Source organism: Pseudomonas rhodesiae (genome assembly GCF_007858255.1).
Classification (GTDB): domain Bacteria; phylum Pseudomonadota; class Gammaproteobacteria; order Pseudomonadales; family Pseudomonadaceae; genus Aquipseudomonas; species Aquipseudomonas rhodesiae.
Window position 1 is genome coordinate 31,505 of sequence record NZ_VFEU01000027.1, and the last position, 20,783, is coordinate 52,287.

General features: G+C 54.8%; 18 protein-coding genes. 9 read left to right on the plus strand and 9 right to left on the minus strand.

The genetic code is table 11. The features are described 5' to 3' along the window. The first annotated feature begins 98 nt into the window (after nucleotides 1–98). The 7 genes from FIV35_RS24895 to FIV35_RS24925 all read left to right on the plus strand — a co-directional run bounded on the left by FIV35_RS24895 (nucleotide 99) and on the right by FIV35_RS24925 (nucleotide 5,259). Nucleotides 99–1,079, plus strand: a complete 981-nt coding sequence (locus tag FIV35_RS24895) for a ParM/StbA family protein (protein ID WP_028621613.1) — start codon at nucleotides 99–101, stop codon at nucleotides 1,077–1,079. Between the two features lie 36 nt (nucleotides 1,080–1,115). After that, entirely contained in the window at nucleotides 1,116–1,388 is a 273-nt protein-coding gene (locus FIV35_RS24900; RefSeq protein WP_080922816.1) for a hypothetical protein, read from the plus strand. Continuing rightward, on the plus strand, nucleotides 1,381–1,950 hold the full coding sequence (locus FIV35_RS24905; RefSeq protein ID WP_013100924.1) for a transglycosylase SLT domain-containing protein: 570 nt from the start codon (nucleotides 1,381–1,383) through the stop codon (nucleotides 1,948–1,950). Before FIV35_RS24900 ends, FIV35_RS24905 begins: the two co-directional genes overlap by 8 nt. A gap of 10 nt (nucleotides 1,951–1,960) precedes the next feature. Then, on the plus strand, nucleotides 1,961–2,995 hold the full coding sequence (locus tag FIV35_RS24910; RefSeq protein ID WP_013100922.1) for a hypothetical protein: 1,035 nt from the start codon (nucleotides 1,961–1,963) through the stop codon (nucleotides 2,993–2,995). A gap of 82 nt (nucleotides 2,996–3,077) precedes the next feature. Further along, nucleotides 3,078–4,379, plus strand: a complete 1,302-nt coding sequence (locus FIV35_RS24915; RefSeq protein ID WP_028621615.1) for an RNA-guided endonuclease InsQ/TnpB family protein — start codon at nucleotides 3,078–3,080, stop codon at nucleotides 4,377–4,379. An 18-nt stretch (nucleotides 4,380–4,397) separates the two neighbouring features. Further along, on the plus strand, nucleotides 4,398–4,769 hold the full coding sequence (locus FIV35_RS24920; protein ID WP_169715582.1) for a hypothetical protein: 372 nt from the start codon (nucleotides 4,398–4,400) through the stop codon (nucleotides 4,767–4,769). A gap of 184 nt (nucleotides 4,770–4,953) precedes the next feature. After that, nucleotides 4,954–5,259 (plus strand): hypothetical protein, encoded by a 306-nt coding sequence (locus FIV35_RS24925; RefSeq protein WP_043859881.1) that lies wholly within the window; start codon nucleotides 4,954–4,956, stop codon nucleotides 5,257–5,259. 27 nt (nucleotides 5,260–5,286) lie between these two features. Here the strand turns inward: FIV35_RS24925 and FIV35_RS24930 are convergent, their stop codons facing one another. The 6 genes from FIV35_RS24930 to FIV35_RS24955 form a co-directional block, all read right to left on the minus strand. Beyond that, nucleotides 5,287–8,445 carry a conjugal transfer protein TraG N-terminal domain-containing protein gene (locus tag FIV35_RS24930; RefSeq protein ID WP_047297001.1) on the minus strand — a complete coding sequence of 1,053 codons (3,159 nt, stop codon included), beginning with the start codon at nucleotides 8,443–8,445 and terminating at the stop codon, nucleotides 5,287–5,289. Between the two features lie 11 nt (nucleotides 8,446–8,456). Beyond that, entirely contained in the window at nucleotides 8,457–9,857 is a 1,401-nt protein-coding gene (locus FIV35_RS24935; RefSeq protein WP_047297003.1) for a conjugal transfer protein TraH, read from the minus strand. Then, a complete protein-coding gene (traF, locus tag FIV35_RS24940) occupies nucleotides 9,854–10,879 on the minus strand; it encodes a conjugal transfer protein TraF (protein WP_047297005.1) in 1,026 nt (341 codons plus the stop codon). The genes FIV35_RS24935 and traF overlap by 4 nt, the downstream gene beginning before the upstream one ends. A 118-nt stretch (nucleotides 10,880–10,997) precedes the next feature. Next, nucleotides 10,998–12,113 carry a DUF7146 domain-containing protein gene (locus FIV35_RS24945; RefSeq protein WP_047297007.1) on the minus strand — a complete coding sequence of 372 codons (1,116 nt, stop codon included), beginning with the start codon at nucleotides 12,111–12,113 and terminating at the stop codon, nucleotides 10,998–11,000. Between the two features lie 47 nt (nucleotides 12,114–12,160). Next, complete coding sequence (locus FIV35_RS24950; protein WP_028621620.1) at nucleotides 12,161–12,784, minus strand: hypothetical protein; 624 nt, start codon at nucleotides 12,782–12,784, stop codon at nucleotides 12,161–12,163. Further along, complete coding sequence (locus FIV35_RS24955; protein ID WP_033050417.1) at nucleotides 12,781–13,089, minus strand: hypothetical protein; 309 nt, start codon at nucleotides 13,087–13,089, stop codon at nucleotides 12,781–12,783. The genes FIV35_RS24950 and FIV35_RS24955 overlap by 4 nt, the downstream gene beginning before the upstream one ends. Before the next feature lie 409 nt (nucleotides 13,090–13,498). Here FIV35_RS24955 and FIV35_RS24960 point away from each other — a divergent pair, with 409 nt between their 5' ends. Then, entirely contained in the window at nucleotides 13,499–14,185 is a 687-nt protein-coding gene (locus FIV35_RS24960; protein ID WP_013100915.1) for a hypothetical protein, read from the plus strand. Nucleotides 14,186–14,417: 232 nt separating this feature from the next. On the opposite strand, the gene FIV35_RS24970 is transcribed toward FIV35_RS24960, so the two are convergent. The 3 genes from FIV35_RS24970 to FIV35_RS24980 form a co-directional block, all read right to left on the minus strand. Further along, a complete protein-coding gene (locus FIV35_RS24970) occupies nucleotides 14,418–15,137 on the minus strand; it encodes a nuclease-related domain-containing protein (RefSeq protein ID WP_231980890.1) in 720 nt (239 codons plus the stop codon). Nucleotides 15,138–15,189: 52 nt separating this feature from the next. Then, the gene (gene iscB / locus FIV35_RS24975) at nucleotides 15,190–16,530 is read right to left on the minus strand and encodes an RNA-guided endonuclease IscB (RefSeq protein WP_083377953.1); all 1,341 of its coding nucleotides are present in this window, start codon (nucleotides 16,528–16,530) and stop codon (nucleotides 15,190–15,192) included. Nucleotides 16,531–17,172: 642 nt separating this feature from the next. Next, the gene (locus FIV35_RS24980) at nucleotides 17,173–19,827 is read right to left on the minus strand and encodes a TrlF family AAA-like ATPase (RefSeq protein WP_083377776.1); all 2,655 of its coding nucleotides are present in this window, start codon (nucleotides 19,825–19,827) and stop codon (nucleotides 17,173–17,175) included. Between the two features lie 269 nt (nucleotides 19,828–20,096). Here FIV35_RS24980 and FIV35_RS24985 point away from each other — a divergent pair, with 269 nt between their 5' ends. Beyond that, nucleotides 20,097–20,738 carry a hypothetical protein gene (locus FIV35_RS24985; RefSeq protein ID WP_146375086.1) on the plus strand — a complete coding sequence of 214 codons (642 nt, stop codon included), beginning with the start codon at nucleotides 20,097–20,099 and terminating at the stop codon, nucleotides 20,736–20,738. Nucleotides 20,739–20,783 lie beyond the last annotated feature (45 nt).

Sequence of the window (20,783 nt, forward strand, 5' to 3'; positions counted from 1 at the left end):
TGGGATTCTTTGGATGTGGGGTTTCATGTGCTGCGGGGTCATTCGCGTCGTCATCTGACGCACTTCTTTTGTCATTTTTTGCTGGGAGCGGCATTCGAATGGGTAACGCCTTAGGTCTGGATATTGGTTACAGCAACGTGATTGGCGTTTTTGGCAGTGGGGATGGGCATCCGGAGTCGATTATTCGCCCCTCGCAGGCCGCTCCCTTGAGCGTTCTGCCTGGGGATTCTGGGTTACGCGCTGGTGAAGTAATCGTGGAGGTTGATGGAGCGCCCTGGGTGGCATTTGCCGCGCCCGGCCGTGTTCAGGATGGACGAGAACTGCACGAGGATTACACGTCTTCGCACGCCTATGAGGCCCTGTTTAAGGGAGCTCTGCTGCATGCTGCGGGTGATAAAGACGTGATTGACTGCTTAGTAACTGGCCTTCCTGTCTCGCAGGCTCGCGATAAGGCCTATGTGGAAGCCCTAGTAAAGCGTATGACTGGGACGCATCGCATTACGCCAAAGCGAGAGGTTACCGTTAAGCGAGTAGAGGTTGTTGCTCAGCCGATCGGGACTCTGACAGAGATCTACTGCAACTCAGATGCATCGGAAGTTATTGAGGAGTCAGTTTCGATCATTATCGATCCGGGATTTTTCAGTGTTGATTGGGTCGTATTTGACCATCGCGAGCTGGTAGTCAACTCCAGCAGCAGCAGCCTCAAGGCTATGTCTGTTGTACTTGAAGCGTGCAATGAAGAGATTGCGAAGGATCATGGCGGTATTCCTGGCGTAGAAAAGATTGAACATGCGCTCCAGTCGGGTAAGTCATACATCCTGATTTATGGCCGCAAGGTTGAACTTGCAGAATATCTAGAGCGTGCTGCCGAACGTGTTATCCCATCCGTTTTCACTGAGATTAAGCAAGGACTTCGATTCCTGAAGGGCCGTGCTATCGACTGTGTGATCCTCGGCGGCGGGGGAGCCTCATTGTATGAGCCATTTGCCAGAAAAGAATTTCCCGATGCATTGGTAGTCAAGCCCGTGAACAGCGTAAAAAGCAATGCCGAAGGTTTCTGGCATATCGCACGCTCTTAATTTAACGGGTGCGCAAGGACGCGCTAAGGAGGGAATGTGGATAAAACGATGAGACTACAATGTCGAGTCACGCCAGCGACACAAGAATTGCACGCGCATCTTGAAACTATTGACCCCGATTATCGGGGTAAAAGACTTGTTGCAATGGCAGCGCTATATCTAAGCATGATTAGTGCGACCGAAGATGCTAAAAGCAAGCAAGCAGATACTCAGCAAGATAATATTGTTGCTGATGACAAAAAGGAACAGGTCAGTAATGAGCCAGCCTCTCGTCCAGTTGCCAGCTGGATAAGGGGGGCAAATGTTTAATATCCGTATCAGTTCTTTTATTGCAGTATCTGCATGCATTGCCATAGGTACTTCAGTGAGCGCTAAAGCTAATGGCTTTTCATTAAAAGGAACGATGTGGGAGCGAGCGTCAATGGCCTCCGCATGCAAGCCGGACCCTCTGCTTCTATATTCACTAGCTCTAAAGGAATCTAAAACATCTGCCGGAAAAGGGATGATTGCACCACACCCGTTTGCGCTTCGCAATGAACCTAGTGGCGCTCTGTACCCTAATACCTACATGGATGCCAAGGCTGTACTCGGCAAATATATTGCCGAAGACATCCTCACCGACATAGGGATTATGCAAATAAACTATCGTTGGAACGGCAATAGAGTAGCGCGCCCGGAGTTTCTTCTTGACCCCGAGGTGAACATCCGCGTTGGTGCTCAGATACTTTGCGAGTCGATTGCTCAATATCCTGTCGATATGCAACTTGCTATTGGTGGGTACCATACACGAAACCCAAAGCGTGAACTTGACGCACGCGAGTATGCGAGTAATGTGCTCAGCATTTGGCGTTCACTACAGCGTTTAAAGTAAGGGCAGGGACATGCGAGTTAAGATCAACGCATCGATGATACAAATGGGCCTGCGCTGGCTGACATCTGGCTTGCGGGATTTCAATGTCATTCTCGCCGAGCAGCGCTTGACTCAAAGCGATATGGTTTGGCTTTCGTCTTTGAGCGCGAACCAGCGTCAGTTGAACGCTGTAGATGCCCTTCCCGTTTCTCTCTACCGTGTTCACTACAACACCCTGAAAGTCGGCAGGGGCTACCTGGACGATGAGGAGTTCAGGGAGATTGGCAACAAGATGGTCATGTTCATGGAGTTTTGTCATTTCTCCCGCGTCAACGAAACAAGCCCTATTCTGGCTGTAGGCCTCGACGATGTTGGGTATCGGGTGTTCGAGGCAGGATCTTTCGACTCTCGCATGATGCTGGTGAGCCGCGGCGGGTTCTCGATTGGCACCAGGTGCAACCTCAGGAAGCTGAGGATGAACTTATCATCGCCAGATGATCAACTGAGAGACGTGACCACCGTATTGCTTGGCGACCTTCGGTACTTCCTGAAGCCTGGCGTAAGTGGCATAGGCCGGGTTAAAGACTATCCGTCTACGATGCCCCTCGATGTGGTTGCGACCGAGTTGCTTCAGCAGAAGCTACAGCCGAAGCTGGTCGCGCAATGGACAGGATTGAATGCAGACGAGGTAGTTCGGATGAAGCGCTCCTTGCTACGGGATACCCCCCTTGTCCAGTCCCAAAGCGGGCGCATACAGGCACCGAATAAGACACTGGCTGAAAGCCCTCTTCACAGCCTGCTCTACCTCACTGTGTACAGGCTGCTCGCCGACAATCCTCTTCGGCGGACGAATGCTCGCGCGGTGGTTGCGGCTCATCGTGAGTATGTGGAGCTGTGTAAAGCGGTTGGCGTCGAGGCCAGCGATATGATCTCCCCTTCCAATGGCTACCAGCTCAGCAACGCAATGAAGACCGGAGACATCACTCTCACCCCATGCAGCAAGTGCAAGGAGATCAATGCTCGTTACGCGCTCAAGCCCGGCCGATGCATCTGGTGCAACCACTGAACATCCTCTGCCAGGCCCGTAGCCAGGCGGCATGCCAAGCGGACGACTTGGGTTATGGGTGAGATGCTGTAGGGTCGGAAGCATGCAAAGGCGAAAAGTGACCTTTAGGCTTTACCCCAATGTCAGCCAGCAAGAACGGCTGGACGGCTGGGTGCGCCTGCACGCCGAACTGTACAACGCTGCGCTTCAGGAGCGCATCGAGGCGTACCGCAAAGCTGGTATCAGTATCAGCTACTACGACCAACAGAACACGTTACCCGTCATAAAACAGTTTCGGCCGGAGCTGGTCGAGCTGGGTAGTCATGCCCTGCAAGAGACCCTGCGCCGACTGGATCGAGCCTTTCAGGCGTTCTTTCGCCGGGTCAAAGCTGGCCAGTCACCGGGATTTCCCCGCTTCAAATCCAGCGCCCGCTACTCGGGCTTCTCCTACCCCGATCCAGCCGGCTGGAAGCTCCAGCAGCTCGGCCAGCGCGGCGGCACGTTGCGGCTGGGCAGCGGCAAGGGCGCGATGATGATTCGTCTGCGGGGCCGCCACCGTTTCGCCGATTTCACGCCGAATGACCTGACCCTCAGCCGCCGCCGCAATCACGCCACCGGCCAAGATCAGTGGTATGCCTCGATCACCCTACGGGTGCCCGAGTCCGCCTGTCGGCGTGAGCGAACAGGCGACGATGCAATTGGTATCGACCTGGGCGTCAGTCACTGGGCCAACTTTGATGATGGCAGCCAGATCGAAAACCCCCGCTGGCTGCGCGAGGCGCTGCCCCAGTTGGCCAACCTGCAACGACAACGCGCCAGAAGGAAGCGGGGTTCGCACCGCTATCGGCTGCTAAGCCAGGAAATCATCCGTCTGCACCAGCGCATTGCAGATGGACGGCGCGACTTCCTGCATAAACAAACGACTTCCCTGGTGCAGCGCTGCGCCCTGATCGCCACGGAAGAACTGCAACCCCAGAACATGAGCCGCAGCGCTAAGGGCACGGTTGAGAAACCGGGCCGTCGCGTGCGGCAAAAGGCTGGACTGAACCGGGAAATTCTCTCGGCCGGCTTCAGCATGGCGCATCAGATGCTCACCTACAAAGCGCACGAAGCTGGTTCCGTTTTGCATCTGTCCGATACGCGCCGATTAAAACCCTCGCAGCGCTGTTCAGCCTGCTGGGCCATCGTGCCCAAACTGCTCAGTGAGCGCATGCACCGCTGTGCCTGTGGCTGCGTGCTGCCGAGGGATCAGAACAGCGCCAGGGTCGTACTGCTCGACGCCTGGATACTGCAAGACACGCCTGGGACGGGCGTGACGGCGAGACTCAAGCCGCTGTCCGCGCAAGCGGTCAAGCCCAAGTCAACGACCCGCGAAATTCCGACGACAACCGCACATGCGGTTTAGTGGCGGAAGAGTTCATTGGTGAACGAGATGCGAAACGACAAAGTTGAGTGCCAGTGCTGCAAGAAAATGATGGTCCCGAAGGTGGTCACTAGCGCCCCCTTCTACATCAGCGGCGTCCCCGTTGGTGGCCGGGACCCGGAGTCTTCGGTTTGTCCGTTTTGCCTGTCGCCCAAGTGGATGCTGACTGAGCAGCAGGTTCTCACTGGAGCAAAAGCGAATGCTGAGTTTTTTGGCATCATGGTGTTGCTTCTGATCAACATCGTCGTGTTCGCCCGCTTGGGTGCCGAGGCGTTGGGCGTGAGCCTTGGCCTATCTGTTTTGATGTTCCTGTTGCGGGAGCGAATTGCCATCGCGGTGAAGGGTTGGCTGGCCGAACTCTTCAAGGGATGAATTGGGCAGTCGATAGAGAGAAAGGTTTCGTTGTGCGCCAGGCTCGCCCGCAGTCGCGAAGGTGAGGTGTCTACCCATCCAGGGAGAGGCCTGCCCTAGCCAGTTCCTGCCATTACGTAGATTCGCTTGGGTTTACAGCGCGCTGTGAGATTCTTAGGGTAAGAACTTTCGAGGGGTGAACGAGATGCGAAACGACAAGGCTGAGTGCCAATGCTGCAAGAAAATGATGGTTCCACGTGTGGTTATGGAGCGATCGATTTATGTCGATGGTGTGCAGGTCGGGGGTGAGAAGCCTCTCAAAAGCATCTGCCCCTTCTGTTTGAGCGAGGAGTGGAATGGGATGCCTCGGAAAAGCGGGCTTGCTCGCTTGCGTCGTGATGCCATTCTTGGGCTTCGAGCGATTTCTTTGGAGCTGACTATCATTGGTGGAATCGCCCTCTTTTTCGCTGTCATGGCGATCTACCGATTTGTCTTTGTCGGCTTCAACTAAAAAGGGGCTATAAAGCCCCTTTTTTACTCATTCGATTGACGGTCTCCTCGGTCCGCTGGCCTGTTTGGGTTGTTCAGCATTTTCAATTGCCGCAGGTCTAAAGTTTTTGGGCAGGGGATTGTGACGATTGCCCGCAGCGACAGTTTCCACAACCGGCCGGTCAGCAGATGTTCCATCACTTCCTGCTGCCTGGTACGTCAATGAAGCATGGACGCCCTTCGCATAGTCTTCATCCCCGCCAGACGCGATCATGGCTTCCGAGTAGGTGTGGTAGGAGGACCACTGATAAATATCAGAGTCCGTTGGCATGCCTGCCCGGCTAGCTGCTCGAAGTGCGGCTTGGCTATCTGTCAGCCCCAGTTGCTGCCCTTCAGAAACGTCATTGCTGAATTGTGTGTTCTCGTTGCCAGCCAGGAAGTTCGTAAGCGTTTTGCCGCCCGACTGGATGCTCTGAACCGCCGATGCGGCCTTGATCATCAAGCCCTTATCATCGTAGTTCTTACCGAAGGTCGATAGTTGCTGCGCGGCCTCTGAATCTGCCGCCCCTCTAACATCCTCACTGTTGCGAGCATGCGCGAGTTGTGGGGCTAGGCTGTTCTCCGCATGACGGTTTCCGACAAGCTCAGCACCTTGGTCTTCAGCCGCTTCCTTAGCAGAAATGTTCATGTCCTGAGCACCTGCATATGCGTCACTGTTACCCTGCCATCTTGAATTGAACTCGCCTTGCAAACCTGAGTTCCCGGCCGTTGCTGCGCCGGCTTTGTCTGCTATGTTTGCAAACTCTCCCGCATTACCCTGAGCTACGTTGAAGTCGAATGGATTGAATTGGCTCATGACCAATTCGCCGAGCCTGCCTTGCTGGTTAATCGCCCGGATTGCCGCCATCGCCCTCTGCTCGTCCGTATTCGACGACATATCTTTGATGCTTTGGCTATTAAATGCTTCAGCGAAGAGCTTTTTCCCTTCATCAGTTGCACCAGCCATGCGCTGAAGTTCTAAGCCAGACTCTGCTCGAGATACCCCGCCTCTCGATAGCGACTTGATCGCTGCATCGCGAAGATTGAGGCCTTGACTTGCCCTGATGGTGTCTTGCTGAGAAGCCGCTTGGCTGTACGTATTCTGTGCCTGTAGAGCTTCAGTGCGGCTTTGATTTATCTGATCAGTGTTGCTAACACTACTTTGGGCCATCGACGAGTCACGGAAGGCATCACCGGTGGCAAATGTCAGGTCACGGGTGTTAGCGCTCTCCACGGAAGAACTTAACTGCGAGAGAGATTTTTCGGCAGTTCGACGCTCTGTGCCGCTCATTTCGGAAAGCGACTTGCCATCACTGGTTTTGAGGTTGGCCATGATGCCTTTCAGGCCGGCTTGCCCACCAAGCGCTGAGGCTGCGGTTGCCATGTTTATCGACGACTCAGAGAAACCACTGCTTCGAAGATTCTCAACTGCCTGGTTATAGGAAGAGCTTTGCTTGAGAGCATCGCTAGCTTTGATGCTTTCGCCCATTTGCGTCATCGCTTCGCGCCCCGTACTCGTCGAGGCTAGTTGCTGGCCTGCCGCTGAGAGGTTGCTCTGGTACTGGCTCGTGGCCGTTTGCGAGGCGGTTTGGGCGCTCTGAAGGACTGCACTCGCAGCTTGGTCGCCGGTTATCGTCTCAGCAAGCTGCGGCGATCCCGTTCTGCTCACCCCGGAGCTTACCTGGTCGGAAGTAAACGAGGCATTTTGACTGAGAACAGGTGCGCTATCCTGGGCCCGAGGATTCACGTCTTCGGACTTGAATTTGTCGCCTGCCGTCATTTGGCTCATGACGCTGTTGGCAACCATGGCAGAGCCGGAAACGATGAACAGTGCCAATGGAGGCACGGACGCCGCAAGCAGACCGCCAATACCCAGTGCCTTGCCGATGGCTTTGTCTATGTCCATGAGTTGGAGCATTGCGAAACCAGAACCTGTGGGGTCGTAGCCGTTGAATACGGCTTCCATCTGGGAGCCTGCATACCAGAGGGTAAAAGCATTCACGATACTCAACAGCGGCATCCACAAACCCACCGCCAGCGGCAACACGAGATACTTGCCGAGGATAGAAAGGCCAGGCCCACCCAGGAGCAAAGCAAAGGCCATGAACGGCGTCATCGCATAGAGCATGCCCTCGAAGAAGGCGATCATCGGTCTCATGTAGTGTTTGAAGCTGTCGCCCTTCCCCGCCCATTGAATTTCTTGCTGGTTGAGCGATTCGCGAAGAGCCATTGCGGCTCTTTGCTCTTGCCAATGGTTCATGGCATCGACACGGGAATCGTTGAAAATCGGCGCAATTAGCGAAGTCAAAACGTAGTCCTGAGCCGACTTGCTACTCAGTGCGAGGCTCTGAATAGCTTGGTCAGTAGCGGCTTGAACCTGGATACCGCTGGTCATGCGGTTGGTCTTGGCCTCTTCGCTGAACCCTTTCTGGAGAATGTCCTCTAGCACGTCTGTATAGACGTTCTGCAAATGGGCGTTGAGAAACGACCGCGCCTCTGCACAGCTTTTCATGGTGCCGGCGGTACCGTCATAGACGTAGATGAACATCGATGAGTTCTGGTTTGACAGCACCTCCGCCCAGCCAGGCGATCGGTACAGGTCGGTCAAGGTCTTATCCGTTCTCAGCGCCACGGGGTTCAGTGAACAGAATGTCATGTACTCGTTCACCGATCGGGGCAGATCCCACCCGTCCGCTTTTCGGTAGTTTTGGAAGCCGTCCAGTGCCATCGGGTTCCGAAGAGCGTCGCGCACTTTCGACAATGTGCTCAGACTCGAGAACAGCCCGTAGTCGGTCATGCTTGGAGTAGAAAATGCCTGCTCCGCGGTTTTTGTAATGCCGTAGGCCACCGTTGAGATGACTGAGCCGACAAAGGCAGGGCCAAGAGGCACGTTGTCCACCACCCGCACCTGCGACGACACCGTATCCTCGATAACAGTGGTGGCTGTAGGGCCGTAGAACATCATGTAAAGGACGAGCACAAGGCCCGCCTTTCCGAAGGTAATGGCCTGGTTATTGAAAACAGCTTGGAACGCCAACAGAAATAAGCCTATCAGCGCGCCAATACGGGCAAGGTCTTCTGCGTCACCGCTGCCTGTGATCATTGCGCAGGCATTGAGCATGATCTCAAGGAACTCGGCGCTGCCTGTCGTGTAGATAGTGAAGTCCATGGATATCTCCGTTACGCGCCTGCGTTATCGTTGATGGTTCCCTGTGGCAGGGTTCCATTATCAAACACAGGGGCCATCTGGAGCATTTTCTCGGCTTGGCCATCGGCATCTTTGCCTTGCATTGCTTCCTCGATGTACGAGCGGTATTCATCCATGAGCTCACCCTTGGTAGCCCGCAGGTCCTCAATCACCTTCCCTGCATCCGCCATATTCAGGCTGGTCAGGCCTTTCTCTGTATGCCCAAGCAGCTGATAAATCAGGCTCATCGAAGCATCAGCAGCAATTTTCTTGGCGAACTGGTTCAGATAGTCATAACCGGATTGAGCCCCTGCCTTCTGGGTGATCTTCATCAAATTCACCCCTACTCGGCTTGATGCGAGGTATGCAATCCGGTTTCCGTCAGCAGCGGTTGCAGTGCCGTTCGCAAAACGCTCAAGGATTCCGTTGTTTTGAAGATCCTCTAGGATTCGAGTCTCGAGGCCCTTGAAGCTGGTGAGAGTTCGGATGTTCGGGTCTGAGCAGTCCGGGTCATCCTGGTCGCACTGGTAGACCTTGACATCAAGGTTGGCCGAGCCCTCAACAAGAATCTTCAGACCTTCGCCGGTGATCAGCTTCGGCATGGGATGCGCAGCGAAGTTTTTCCCCCCGCTGGCGTCGTTGGTGAGCGACACGTTGTAGCTGCCGACCATCGACATGATGAATTCCGCGTTTTCGTCGCTGCCGAATAGGATCTGCGACTGGAGGCCAGACTTCATCATGGCGCACCACAGAACATTCCCTGTGTTCTCACATTGAACGGCCTTACCAGAGGCAGCAATCCGGTTGGCTGGTGAGTCTTCTTTGGTGGATTTCGCGGTAAAGAAGTCAGATGAGACGTTCGACCCGAAGGCCGTCATCGCGGATTTGAAGTCGGTGCTTTCTTCGTATGCCTTTTTGGCATTCGTAACCAACCCACTCGCCAGCTGGCAGCTGTTGGAAAACATTTGATTGAGCGCCTGGATCTTGTTGGCCAGGTTGCGGATCACACCACCTGTCTGAGCGTCCATCGCATCGAGGGCCAACTCAAAGGCAAAGCCCGAAACAATGCCAGCCGCGTTCGACGCCACATTCCTCATGAGCGCTACAAACTCTTCGCCGTTGATAAAGGAGAACGAGCCGCTGTAAAGGTTGATCCCCCCGCATCCACCCTTTGCGCTTGGCGGGGTAATGCTGATGAGGTTGGCGGTGGATATCCGATTCCGAAGGACAACGGACCCGCCGGTAATAACGCCGCGTGTGGCTGTTTTATATGCCCCTGGACTGGTGACGTTGATCATGCCGCTGAACATTTCATTGACCTGCTGTTGAATGTTCGCGTGAGCCCCGAAGGGCACCATCAGCGCTACAGCAAGGGCGATCGGTTTGATTTTCACTGGGCACCTCCGTTGTCTTTTTGAAAGGCGCGACGAGCTTCATCGCGCATCCGATTCACGAATTCGTTAGGGTTTTTTGTTGCGTCGGGCGGTGCGTCAGCCAGTTTCGTGGCGTCGATCAAACCCATGGTGTTAAGGCGGGATGTAGCGTTGTATTCCTGATCGGAAATCAGCCCTGCTTCATTCGCTGCCATTAAAATCCGAGTGGTTGCCGTCTCCATTGAGACGGTGCTGAAGCTGACGATCTTCACGTCATTCGGAGGGATGACTAGGGCCAGCGCAGGCGAGGTGATGATGCCCAGCTGCTCTGCGAGCCCAGTGTCGTACTGTGTGTTTGGGTATTTGCCGCCAGGAAGGGGGGCCCCATCCATCGAGACGGGCATGACAGTAAACCCGTACCTGAACTCGAGAGCAGAGACCGCTGCCTGGGCCTGTTCGCACAGAATGCAGTCGTTACCGTTGTAGAAGAACATCAGCGCAGAGCTACCAGCGATGAGCTTCAACAGGGTTTCTTTCTGCTTGCCGGCCGCAGTTGCCAAAGCATCTGAGGCGGCGTTGGAAGCCGGATAACGCATGTCCTCATCGAGCAGTGGATCATTTCGGATTACGTCAGCTGAGCGGCGTGAGAATCGCTCGGCCTTGTCCATCATGATTCGGTTGGCCCAAAAATATGCACTCACGTTCTCTTTGGTAGGGTTATCCATTGCTGCGTCACGCAGTTTCGGAAGCATCTCCCGAATCCACGCCACGCTGCCGGTCGGGGGCAGCTCGGGCGCGGCTGGTTCGGAGGCTTCCCTTTCGGCTTGAGGTGGGGCCGCTGGAACCGGCGCGGGCTCGAGTTTTTCGGGTTCCTGTTCAGGAGGCGGATCTTCGTACCAGAACCAGCCGCGCTCTTTGTCCTGGTAGAACGAAGAACCAGCAACCTGGGGCGTTTTTGACTCGGCGGGCTTGGTCTCTCCCGCAAGGGAAGTGCTGCTTATAGCGGCAGCAAGCAACAAGATGGGAAATTTTAGGGGCGTCATGAGTCCGTCTGGCCAAGATGGGGATGCTCGAATTGTGAGCGTTGGCCAACAGGAGGGGGCGCGTTTTCAGGCGCTTTTACGGTCGGAAAAAGAGGGGGAAGTTGAGAAGGCCAGAGGCCTATCGCTGTGCGCGATAGACCTCGTGGCCTAGGAAGCCGAGGGAACCACGTTCACGAAGAACGTCATTCCAGTCGACACCTTTGGAGCCGTCAGGGATGGGCATGTCGGGCAACATTATCTGTGCCTTGATCCCCATTTCCCACAGACGTTTTTTCAAGGTCAATGCCGCTTTCTGGCCACCCTCCTTGCGGTCCTTGTCAGCCCAGATTCGGACTGCTTTGGTGCAGGCTGGTGGTACGAAGTTCTCCAACAAGTAGGAATTCACCAAGGGCCATACTGGTATACCCATGGCTGTTTCTACCGACAGAGCTGTTTCCAATCCTTCGGATACATCCAAGACTTCTCCTGGATGCGATGTTGGCACCGCACAACCGGGAAGCTTGCGGTTGCTGGGAATTGGAAACATTTTTTTCGGCTCCGCGAGATCGGCTTTCTCACCCTTCATCGTCAGGTAGTGACGGTTGATGGTCACAGCCTGGCCTTCAGGATCGATGAGCGTACACACTATCCCTGGATGCTTAGAACGCTTGCCGGCTTTGTCCTTGTAGGTCAATTCCGGGTGAAAGCGAACGTAGCGGCTCAGCTCTGGTCGATCCCAAGCAAGAATGCCTCGGGAGCGAAGATAGAGCCTTGCTGGTTCCGCTGATGGGTCTGTGAGAGGAACGGTTCCCTTCCACAGGTTGCGCATAGCTTCACGCAGCCAATCGTCTGAAGCCTCTGGTTTTGCTGGGGCTCGCTCCTTTCGGATTACAACGCTTGGGATAAATCCATCAGCGGTGCGTCCATACGGGTCTTTGACCCGGAGCAATGCTCCAACCTCCTGTAAAGCATGGTGAAAGCTCCAGCGGTTGACCCACATCAGCAAGGCTATGCCATCAGCCTTGACTCCGCAGGTACGGCAGATACCACCGCTCGACGATCCAGCCGTCTTGCGGAAAATCTTAAACCCGTCTTCCCCACCATGCACCGGACATGGAACCCCACGTCCTGCTTTTTTGTGTGCCGGCACCAATGAAGATGCGAGGCTTGCGTAAATGTCATGCCAGCGGCCATCAGCGGCTACCAGCACATCTTGTTTCTCTGGGGCGTAATTGCCTTCTGAGTCTTTGGACATGGGTACCTCCGTTTGGTTGAGATGCGCCCCGAAGGGCGCATTGCTGGCTATTTCACGATCTTGATTTCCCAGGAGTTGCGGTAGGTATCAACCCACTCCTGTTCTTTCTTACCGTCGACAACGACCTCTTTGAGCACACTCACGGCGGTTTTGCCAAGGAATGTCAGCGAGATATTGTCACCTTGTTGCGCTCCAGATTTGCGTAGCTGAGCGTTGAGCTCGATTCCCCAAACCAGGTGTTCACCGATACGCAAGAAGAACGACTTTCCGTTCTTCTTGAGAAACCGATAGTGGGCGAAACCTGAACCGCGGTATTCGCCGGTAACAGACCTGCCAGCAACGCCTTGGAAATTGAGTTCAGGTGCGCGCTCATCTTGATCTTCATCGCTTTGGGCGACTTGGATCTCTTGAGCTGTTTCTTGATGCGCGGGCTGGGATTCGCGAGGGATGAACTCCCCTTTGATCTCGCCCTGCTCTTGGTTCTCGATCGATGCAACCTGGTTGCGGCCTTCCGGCCGGTACAGTTTGTTGATCACCACCGGTTCAAGCGCCTGGTGCATCGTTTCATTGGTTTCTGGCTCGGGAAGCTTATGGGCCAGGCGCTCTGAAACAATGCATAGCCCTTGTGGCAGTCGGAGATAGCTTGGAACATCGAAGTCAACACGGATCATTTCTCTTCTCCCTGGCGACGCAGGTAGGAGGGAATGTAGTAGTTGTCATAATCGACGCTGCTACACCAACGGGCGTTGGGTAAGGTCTTGGTTGCTTGAGGAGCCGAAGCCTTCAGACAACCGCGTAGGTAGCTCAGAACACCACGCAGGATCTGCTCAGCATTCAGGATCACCACAGCGAGGAACACGCAGAGTGTCAAAGGCAAAACATGCTTTGCAAACTGCGGTGCGTATACAGCTCCCAACATAGCAACGAGGAAGCCAAACGCGGTCAGCACTTTAACTTTGAGGGTTGTAGATGCCATTTTCAGTTCTCCATTTTTTTAGAACGGAGAACGCCCTAACGGGAGTTCCCCGTCAGGGTTTTTTTGACACAAAAAAAGGAAGCCAAATGGCTTCCTTTTTTGATCGGCGCTACGCGAACGTAGGCTTGGTTTTTAAGCTGATAAGCTCAGCTTGGCTTGCTCCCAGACGCATACACGTCTTGGGTACCAGTGGCAGCAGCATGCTGTCACTTAGGGTCAATGGCCTCCAGGAGGCAAATTCTTAATCGACCTTGGCCGATGAGTGCCGCAATTCTCGCCGCCATTTCACTCTGTCGTCAACCAGAAAAACGCACCTCAAATTCCGACGCTATTCGTGCGTGAAATCGAAATCCAGAGGCTCCGCAAGCTGGTGCAATAGTCCGGCCACCAACATCCGGAGAAACCGCTAATGGCGACCACTCAACCACAACCGACGAAATACCAATACTCCAAGCCATCCCTCAAAGGAAAGATGGTACTGAACACTGAGCAGGCGAAGTTCTTCGCCGGCAACCGTTTCGATAGCCTCATGACGGCTCTTTTTATCATCGACGTTACGTCCCGCAAGCTGGCCAAAAACCTCAAGACCTTTGATCACAAAGCGGTGGTTGATGCGGTCTCGAAGAAAATCGAGCGCATGGAAGTAGCCGTGCGTGACGAGTCTGAGCGGATGGACACGCTTTTGAAGAGTCTGGGAATCAAAGAGCTTGCAGGGTACAGCTCACCACTGACTCGCGAATTCGAAATCACCAGCCCAGAAATCAAGCGGATGAGCAGCCTGCTTCAGGCATTTGACCACCTGATTATCCAGGTCGATACCGCCTGGCTGCATGAGAAAATCGATAGCTCGGAAGCTGAGGAATTTCGTGCAAACAAGAGCAACCAAATGGCCCGGCTGATCCGCTCACTCGTTGGCCTCGGTCAGAGCGCGCGAGCAAAGGCATACGCCAGCAAAGTTGCAGAGCTCCAAGAAGATATCGAAAAGGCAGAAGCCAAAGTGAGCGCCGAGAAGGAGGAGCGCGAGGCTGCGGGTCACATTGAGCCTGAGGGCAATGCAGACCCTCTCGATTCGCTTCCCGAAGAAGCGGTTGCTTGATAGCGCCAGTAATGAAAACGCCCCGCATTGCGGGGCGTTTTGCTTAGGAGAGTCATTATGCTTGATGATCTTACGTCAACACCGGCAAGAACCAGTAGAAGACGCAGACAAGCGACGGATCAGCCTCCTCCACGCGAAGCCACCCCACTGTGGACAGAAGAGCTGGCCACCGACGAGTCACTTGAAGCGCCGCCAGAGGCAGTATTTTGGGATACGGTCGCGATCATCTCTGTCACTGCTGCTGTTCTTGTTGGGGTGGCGATAGGTGTTCCTCTCGGGGTCTATCTTCATGGCACGTTGTAGATCCATCATCGCCTCGGCGCTTCAGCTTTTCGACATGCCGCCTTGCAGCCCAATACCCCCCCTTGATTCTGCGCTCGCTCAGCGCCCGACAAATTGACACCACATGGCCCCGAGTAAAAACCGGGGCTTTGTAGGACTGGATTTTACGAATCGCGCCCCAAATGCTGTAGACCCGCTCAGGCATTCCATAGGTGAAACTGGCCTGCCCTGCCATCACTGCGTAGCTGTGGATTTTCTGAGAGTGGACTCCGGTGACCTTCTGAACTGCCTTCACGTGCGCGTAGTTCTGCATCAGCGGGTTTTGCACGCGATATTTCCTTCGGCCGACGATCTGCAACCAGCTCTCGGGGGCTTCTGGGTAGGTAATGATCTTCCCCTTGAAACACTTCGTTTCCAGGACAAAGATCCCGTAGCGCGACACGATGATGTGGTCAACCTGTGTTGACTCTCCCCTTGTCTTGCCACGATAGATCGCGTTGGCGAACACCTTGTATTCGCCACTGAGGCATAGGCGGAGCATGAAGTTCACCTTGTACTCCCCCCACCACCCTCGGTAGGCAGGGAATTCAAGTAGACGAACGTGGGCGATGCCCGCGAGAACCCCCAGAATCAAAACCGGGGGCAGGTACAGCATTAGAAAGTCATTCATCAATTTTGCACGAGATATCCCGGCCCTCAGACCAAGGGATAGCGCGGCACGCTCAGCGTACCTCTGCTCTCGCTGCCTCCTTTTGGGATTGAGGGCTATCGGTTTGGATGTGGGAATAGGCGTAGCCATCGGCCCGCTGAATCAGGGTGAAATGGCGATGGTGGACGCCCTGAACCACGCCATCAGACGTCTGGATGTTGAAGCTGCCGGTCTTGCGCACGGCGACTCGCCCCAGGTGAGTGCCGGCCTTTTTGCCGGTCGGCACCTCGGCGCGCACCTGATCGCCGGTCTGGAAGCCGAAGTGGCGTTTCTGCCGAGTCAGGTAACCCCTCGGAAAGCCATGTGTGGTCAGCCGAGTGCGCTGGTAGTCGCCCCGCCCGGTGGCCTTAATCGCCAGCGTGGGGCGGTGCCAGTGCTCGATGGCCCTGATCTCGCCGACACAGGCGGCATCAAGGGCATGTGTTTTCGGAAGATCAAGGCGTCGGCGGTTGTACTTGGTTTGCGCCCCGGTGCCCGTGGTGACCGACAGGCCGGTATCCAGCAGGCCACGGAACAGGGCATTGCGGGTGGCGTTGACGGCGGCGGCATCCCGAAGTGGAGCTTTGGCTTTCGCCTTGATTCGGGCCAGCAGCTCTGGCCTGGCCTTCAGGAACACCTCGACTGGCTGGTTGCCCTTGCGCTGATTACAGGGCCGGCAGGCCAGGGTCAGGTTGGGCACCCGGTCGCTGCCGCCGGCACTGCGCGGAACGATGTGCTCGATCTCCAGCGGCGTATTTTCAGCGTCGCAGTAGGCGCAGCAGCGGCCCCACTTCTCCAGCAGGTATTCACGCACCTCGTAGCCGGCCAACTCGCCCTGCTGGTATTGGACGCCGCTGATCTCCGGGTTCTGTATGGCCTGCATGTCGAACTTGACCCGCTCGACTGCCAGATCGCTGATCGGAGCCCAGTTACGCATCCTCCCGACCCAGCCCAGCGTGGTGTCCAACCGGTGGCGCAAGCTTGGCGGCAGCCAGCCTTCCGGCCGGGTGCGGTTGTCGAAGCGCGGGGCGCGGTGGCGCAGGTTCTGACCACGGCGGCGACGGCGAAACGCCGCCCGCTGCTGCATGGCCTGGCGAATCGCTGCGCCCCGATGGGCCAATTCCATCAGTGAGAGAACAGACACCCGCTGGCCCTTCTGGCGTACCAAGGCAATGCCAGTGAATTTGCTGCCCGGATCGAACTTGAGCGTCAGCGATTGCAGCGCGCTATCGGCCTGCCGCCGATCCACCAGACGGATCACGAACGGCACCTGCCGGTGTATGCGGGCGCGACCGCGCTCCAGCAACAATCGCGCTCGCTTCTCGCTGCATGGCATCAACGGCGTGCCTGTCTTATCCAACACATAGACCGCCACGGCGATCCTCCTTTGAACTGTGCCCTTACGGGCCTGGTGACGGAGCCTTGCGGCTCGCTCCCCTCGGGAATGTCTGCACCCGGCTCCCGCTGTCGCGGCGGTCGGAACCTTCGGCGCTTTACCTTTCGCCAGCATGGTCCCGACCTTCCAGTGCCCGGAACTGAGGAAGCATTCCGGGGTGGGTCGGTTCGACCTGGTGCAAACGTAGCCGGTTGGTTACGGCTATCCCTGGTCAACCTAGCTTGTTTTCACAAGCCCCGATTTTCAGGACGAGGCAGTTGACTCATACCATCGCAAATCCGCCCTTACGGGCGGATTCTCCATTAGAACGGTTCCAAACACCTTGATCTTGGATCCCAAAAGAAAAAGCCAAAAAAATGAATTGCTTTCATTGGGTTACATGCACGCTCCACCCACCAGTCAAATAATGTAATAAATTACGTAAATTTTTTGCCATTCAGGGCACTCAAATTTTAACAAAATGCCGAAAAGTAAACGGCTCTAGGATGCCCAAAGCCGCCACTTTGTGCCAGGCCGAACCCAGCCAGAAGCGGCCCTTCACGGCAGTTGTTTAGCGACCAGCCGAATCTCCATGCACACGGTATTCGGAGAACTTCTTGGTGCCCTGCTGTAAGCGAGCATTCAAAACTCATATTTCTCCATGCGCTGGATGAAGGCTTCCCGGCCTCCTTCCAAGATCCTCGCCACCTGGTCTCGAATCAGGGCTACGTCGATGGAGCCCTGTGCCTCAAACTCAAGACACCCACGGTTCTCCTCTGTGCTGAACACTCCGATCCACTCTGCGTCGCCGAACACCGGGATGTTCGCGTTGTGCGTCGCAAAGAGAAATTGCCGGTTAGTTTTGGCGTCCCTTAACTCAGTCACAATTCTTTCGGCAATGAACGCGTTATCAAGGTTGTCTTCCGGCTGATCCATAAATAGCGGATCGATGTTGTCCAGAAGCAGCATGTGCAGGATAGCCGTGCACTGTTGACCAGTCGAAAGTTTATTCAAAGGACGGAACAATGGCTCCGCATTTCCATGGGCTACGTTTAGCGAGATGTCCACGCGATGCTCCAACTCCAACGCCTCAAGCTCCATTATTTGAGACGGCTGGAGCTTGGCCAATGCATCAGCGACCAAAGGCGTCAAACCCCATTCCAATTGCAGCATCACGCTACCTTCCCGGATCGATGCAACCAGCAAGGATGGACTGATCGTCTCTTGCTCTTCGATCCACGCCAATCGCTTTTCAGCAATCCCTTCCAACTTGCAACCCAACAGGTATGCCACCAGCGGTGAACGGTCAGCTTCAGGCACAACCTCAATTCTCAGCTTCCCATCAAGCTTTCGCGTCAGTCTCTTGGCTGCCTTTTGTAAAGCATCAACCCGGAGACTTCTCAGATCTGAAAGCTCCGCCAGGATGTTCCGTCGTTCCTGTTCCAGTCTCTCGCGTTGTTTTTGATGCCCAGGAAGCTTTGCCCCTAGTGGCCTTATGCGCTCGATATCCCCCTGCAGTATTTGATACGCGGCACCAATTTCCTGCCCCGACTTACCCGCCGTGTCTGGGAGCTTACGAAGCTCTTTCTCCAGGTCCCTATCATGTTCCTGTACCGCGAGCAGCCAAGCATCGTGTTCAATCGTAAACTGCGCTTGGCTGCCAGCAATAAACACTTCCATTTCGGTTACATTGGTTTCGAAATCCACCTTGAGGGACTCCAAAACTCCTCGCATTGCGACCAGCGCATCCCGATCGGGAACGCCCTCAATCGCCTCATCATTTATAAAGCAGAGATCCGGAATAGCTCGTCGAAGGTCAGCAAGCGCGTTTTCGAAGCTTTGCAAACTATCCTTTGCAGTACCGACCAGCACTCGCTCCCTGGCAAGCAAAGACGTTGTGGCCAACTTTTCAGCAACGCCCAATGTCTCATAATCGTGTAACTGCTCCTCTAGATTCGGGAGCCGGTTGAGTTCGGACGAGACGTCGTCCAGTTCAGACAGGGATTCCACAAACTTCAGCTGGTTCTCCTTCAAGCGTTTCTGCGCGTCGAGTCTGTTTTGCTCATAATTGCGGTCTTGGGGAAGAAATCGGTCTAGCAATTGCAATCGACTAGCTTCATCCTGGGCCAGTTCATAGATTTCATTTTGCCCATATATATCTAAGCCAGGCAAAAGCTCTCGGGGCATCATAGTCGATACGTCACCGTTAACGTCACGAACCACTGGCAGCTCTCCGTGCCGGCGAGACACGGTATATTGCTTGCCATTCTGGGCCGATGACACCACAACCAACTCCACTCTGCCTGCCGCCCGCCCTATATTCTCTTTGATGATTTCTTGATGCAGTTTTTGAGCCTGCTTGCCTTTCGGCGGTAGGTTAAAAGCGAAGCGAAGGCATTCCAAGAGGGTGGATTTCCCGGTGCCCCTTCCACCAATAACAGTGTTTAGATGGTCGGAAAAATTCACCTTTAAGCCGTCCAGATAGCCACCTGTGACCGCCATACTAAGGACCCTGCCGATTGGATTCTTAGCAACTTTAGAATTCAGCCGAATCCTGGAGGCGGGGTCGAGAAAGGCCACTTTGAAGGCGGCGAAGGTGGGACGCGTCATCTTAATCAGGCATGTCGCCCCTGACTGTTCCAGATCTGCTGGCTTGGCGACGTCCTTGGCATTGATCAAGGCGACCTGCCGTTCGCGCTTGTAGGCATTATCGTTATTTTTAAGTACTCGACGGTAGAAATCGCTTTCGATCCCTGCAAGATCCTCCAAAGCCCCCGGTATCTGTGCCGCCCGCAGCTTTGGGAGCGTCCACACGTGGTTGAGACGGTTTTTCAGCAAACCGCTGTCCTGAGTGCAATGCGCCGCGTAAATAAAGCCCCCGAGCTGATCTACCTTGTCGATCAAATGTTCCGAGCTTAAGCGAGACGGTCGAACACCATTCGCAGGATCCAGGAGGTCGAGATTGCCGAGGTAACGTTCGAGCTGTTGTGTACCCGTATCTTCAGAGAACAGGCATACGTAGTGGGTTTTGTCATTTGCAGCAATCTCGAACCCCGGAAACACAACGATCCCTTTTGGCTCAAGCACCTTTCTCAAGCTATCCACACTGGCGACACTGCCATGGTCAGCGATCCCGACCACCTTAACGTCATGTGCCAAGCACTTTTCAAGCAAAGCCTCGTTGTATTGCGCCTCGTCAAAGCCGTGATCAGAGCCACGGAAGGCGCCTTGGTAACTGAAGGGGTTGACTTGCAAAGCACAGCGCCAAAATCGAGCGAAGGTAAAATGATCGTCCATGTTGACCTGCCGCAATGGGTTGGGATTGGGGGCGGGAGCGAAGTACCCGCCGACTTGGCGAACCGAAACAAATGTGACAAGTTCACCAGCTAGGAATGTATACCTCCGCGACTAACTGCGTAACTACCCCGATCACTTCGACACATTGCTGACCGCACGCTTACCGCCCGACATATCGAGATCGTAATCGGAAACAGTCTTTACTAAGCTGGCACAAGTACGTCAGAGTGGCTTGACGGCTACAGTAGGCCATTTAGGGAGACTAGAGCATGCCGCGAGGCGCAGCTTTTTTTGCAGGGATGAACAAGGCTCAGTTGCGAGCCTGTATCCGGTTGCGACTGAAAGAACGGGAGTTTGACGAGGTCTTTCAAGACGACTTGATCTCAGACCTTATCGCCGAAAAACACTACTACTGCTCCGTCCACGATCTGCGGCCGAGTCAATTCCGCATGGTGTATCGACCTGGTGGCGGCTATGATTTTTATGGCCTGTTCAATGCAAGTAGATGGCATAAGGTGTCTTGGTCTCAGTGCTTAGATCCAAGGGATCAAAACGACTGGATTCAATCTGCACTGCGCCTGGCATCAGCGCCCTTTTTATCCGCTCGAAGGCTTGCATTTCCGATCTGTGAGCGTTGTGGAGTTCTTCCTTCTACCGAAGTGGATCACGTGAGCCCCGAATTCCAATCGATAGCCCGTCAGGCGACGCAGCTTATGACGACTTCTGAGTTTCGCAACGCATTTCGTGGTTTCGATTGGTGGAGCGACCAACCTTTCACATTACCTTTAGACAACTCCGCTCTCGCCTACACGCTACAGGCACATCAAAGCGCGACGCTACAAGCCGTGTGTAAGGACTGTCATCTACAAAACGCAACTGACCGTAAAATGCTGCGGGGCGGATCTGCCTAGGCCAGCTGCGGTACAACTCTTGTATTTAATATCTATCAACCAAGT

Excerpts from the sequence above, each read along its gene's own strand:
- FIV35_RS24895 (WP_028621613.1), top strand. The coding sequence starts at position 99 with ATGGGTAACGCCTTAGGTCTGGATATTGGTTACAGCAACGTGATTGGC.
- FIV35_RS24905 (WP_013100924.1), top strand. The coding sequence starts at position 1,381 with ATGTTTAATATCCGTATCAGTTCTTTTATTGCAGTATCTGCATGCATT.
- FIV35_RS24910 (WP_013100922.1), top strand. The coding sequence starts at position 1,961 with ATGCGAGTTAAGATCAACGCATCGATGATACAAATGGGCCTGCGCTGG.
- FIV35_RS24915 (WP_028621615.1), top strand. The coding sequence starts at position 3,078 with ATGCAAAGGCGAAAAGTGACCTTTAGGCTTTACCCCAATGTCAGCCAG.
- FIV35_RS24925 (WP_043859881.1), top strand. The coding sequence starts at position 4,954 with ATGCGAAACGACAAGGCTGAGTGCCAATGCTGCAAGAAAATGATGGTT.
- FIV35_RS24930 (WP_047297001.1), bottom strand. The coding sequence starts at position 8,445 with ATGGACTTCACTATCTACACGACAGGCAGCGCCGAGTTCCTTGAGATC.
- traF (WP_047297005.1), bottom strand. The coding sequence starts at position 10,879 with ATGACGCCCCTAAAATTTCCCATCTTGTTGCTTGCTGCCGCTATAAGC.
- FIV35_RS24945 (WP_047297007.1), bottom strand. The coding sequence starts at position 12,113 with ATGTCCAAAGACTCAGAAGGCAATTACGCCCCAGAGAAACAAGATGTG.
- FIV35_RS24950 (WP_028621620.1), bottom strand. The coding sequence starts at position 12,784 with ATGATCCGTGTTGACTTCGATGTTCCAAGCTATCTCCGACTGCCACAA.
- FIV35_RS24955 (WP_033050417.1), bottom strand. The coding sequence starts at position 13,089 with ATGGCATCTACAACCCTCAAAGTTAAAGTGCTGACCGCGTTTGGCTTC.
- FIV35_RS24960 (WP_013100915.1), top strand. The coding sequence starts at position 13,499 with ATGGCGACCACTCAACCACAACCGACGAAATACCAATACTCCAAGCCA.
- FIV35_RS24970 (WP_231980890.1), bottom strand. The coding sequence starts at position 15,137 with ATGAATGACTTTCTAATGCTGTACCTGCCCCCGGTTTTGATTCTGGGG.
- FIV35_RS24980 (WP_083377776.1), bottom strand. The coding sequence starts at position 19,827 with ATGGACGATCATTTTACCTTCGCTCGATTTTGGCGCTGTGCTTTGCAA.
- FIV35_RS24985 (WP_146375086.1), top strand. The coding sequence starts at position 20,097 with ATGCCGCGAGGCGCAGCTTTTTTTGCAGGGATGAACAAGGCTCAGTTG.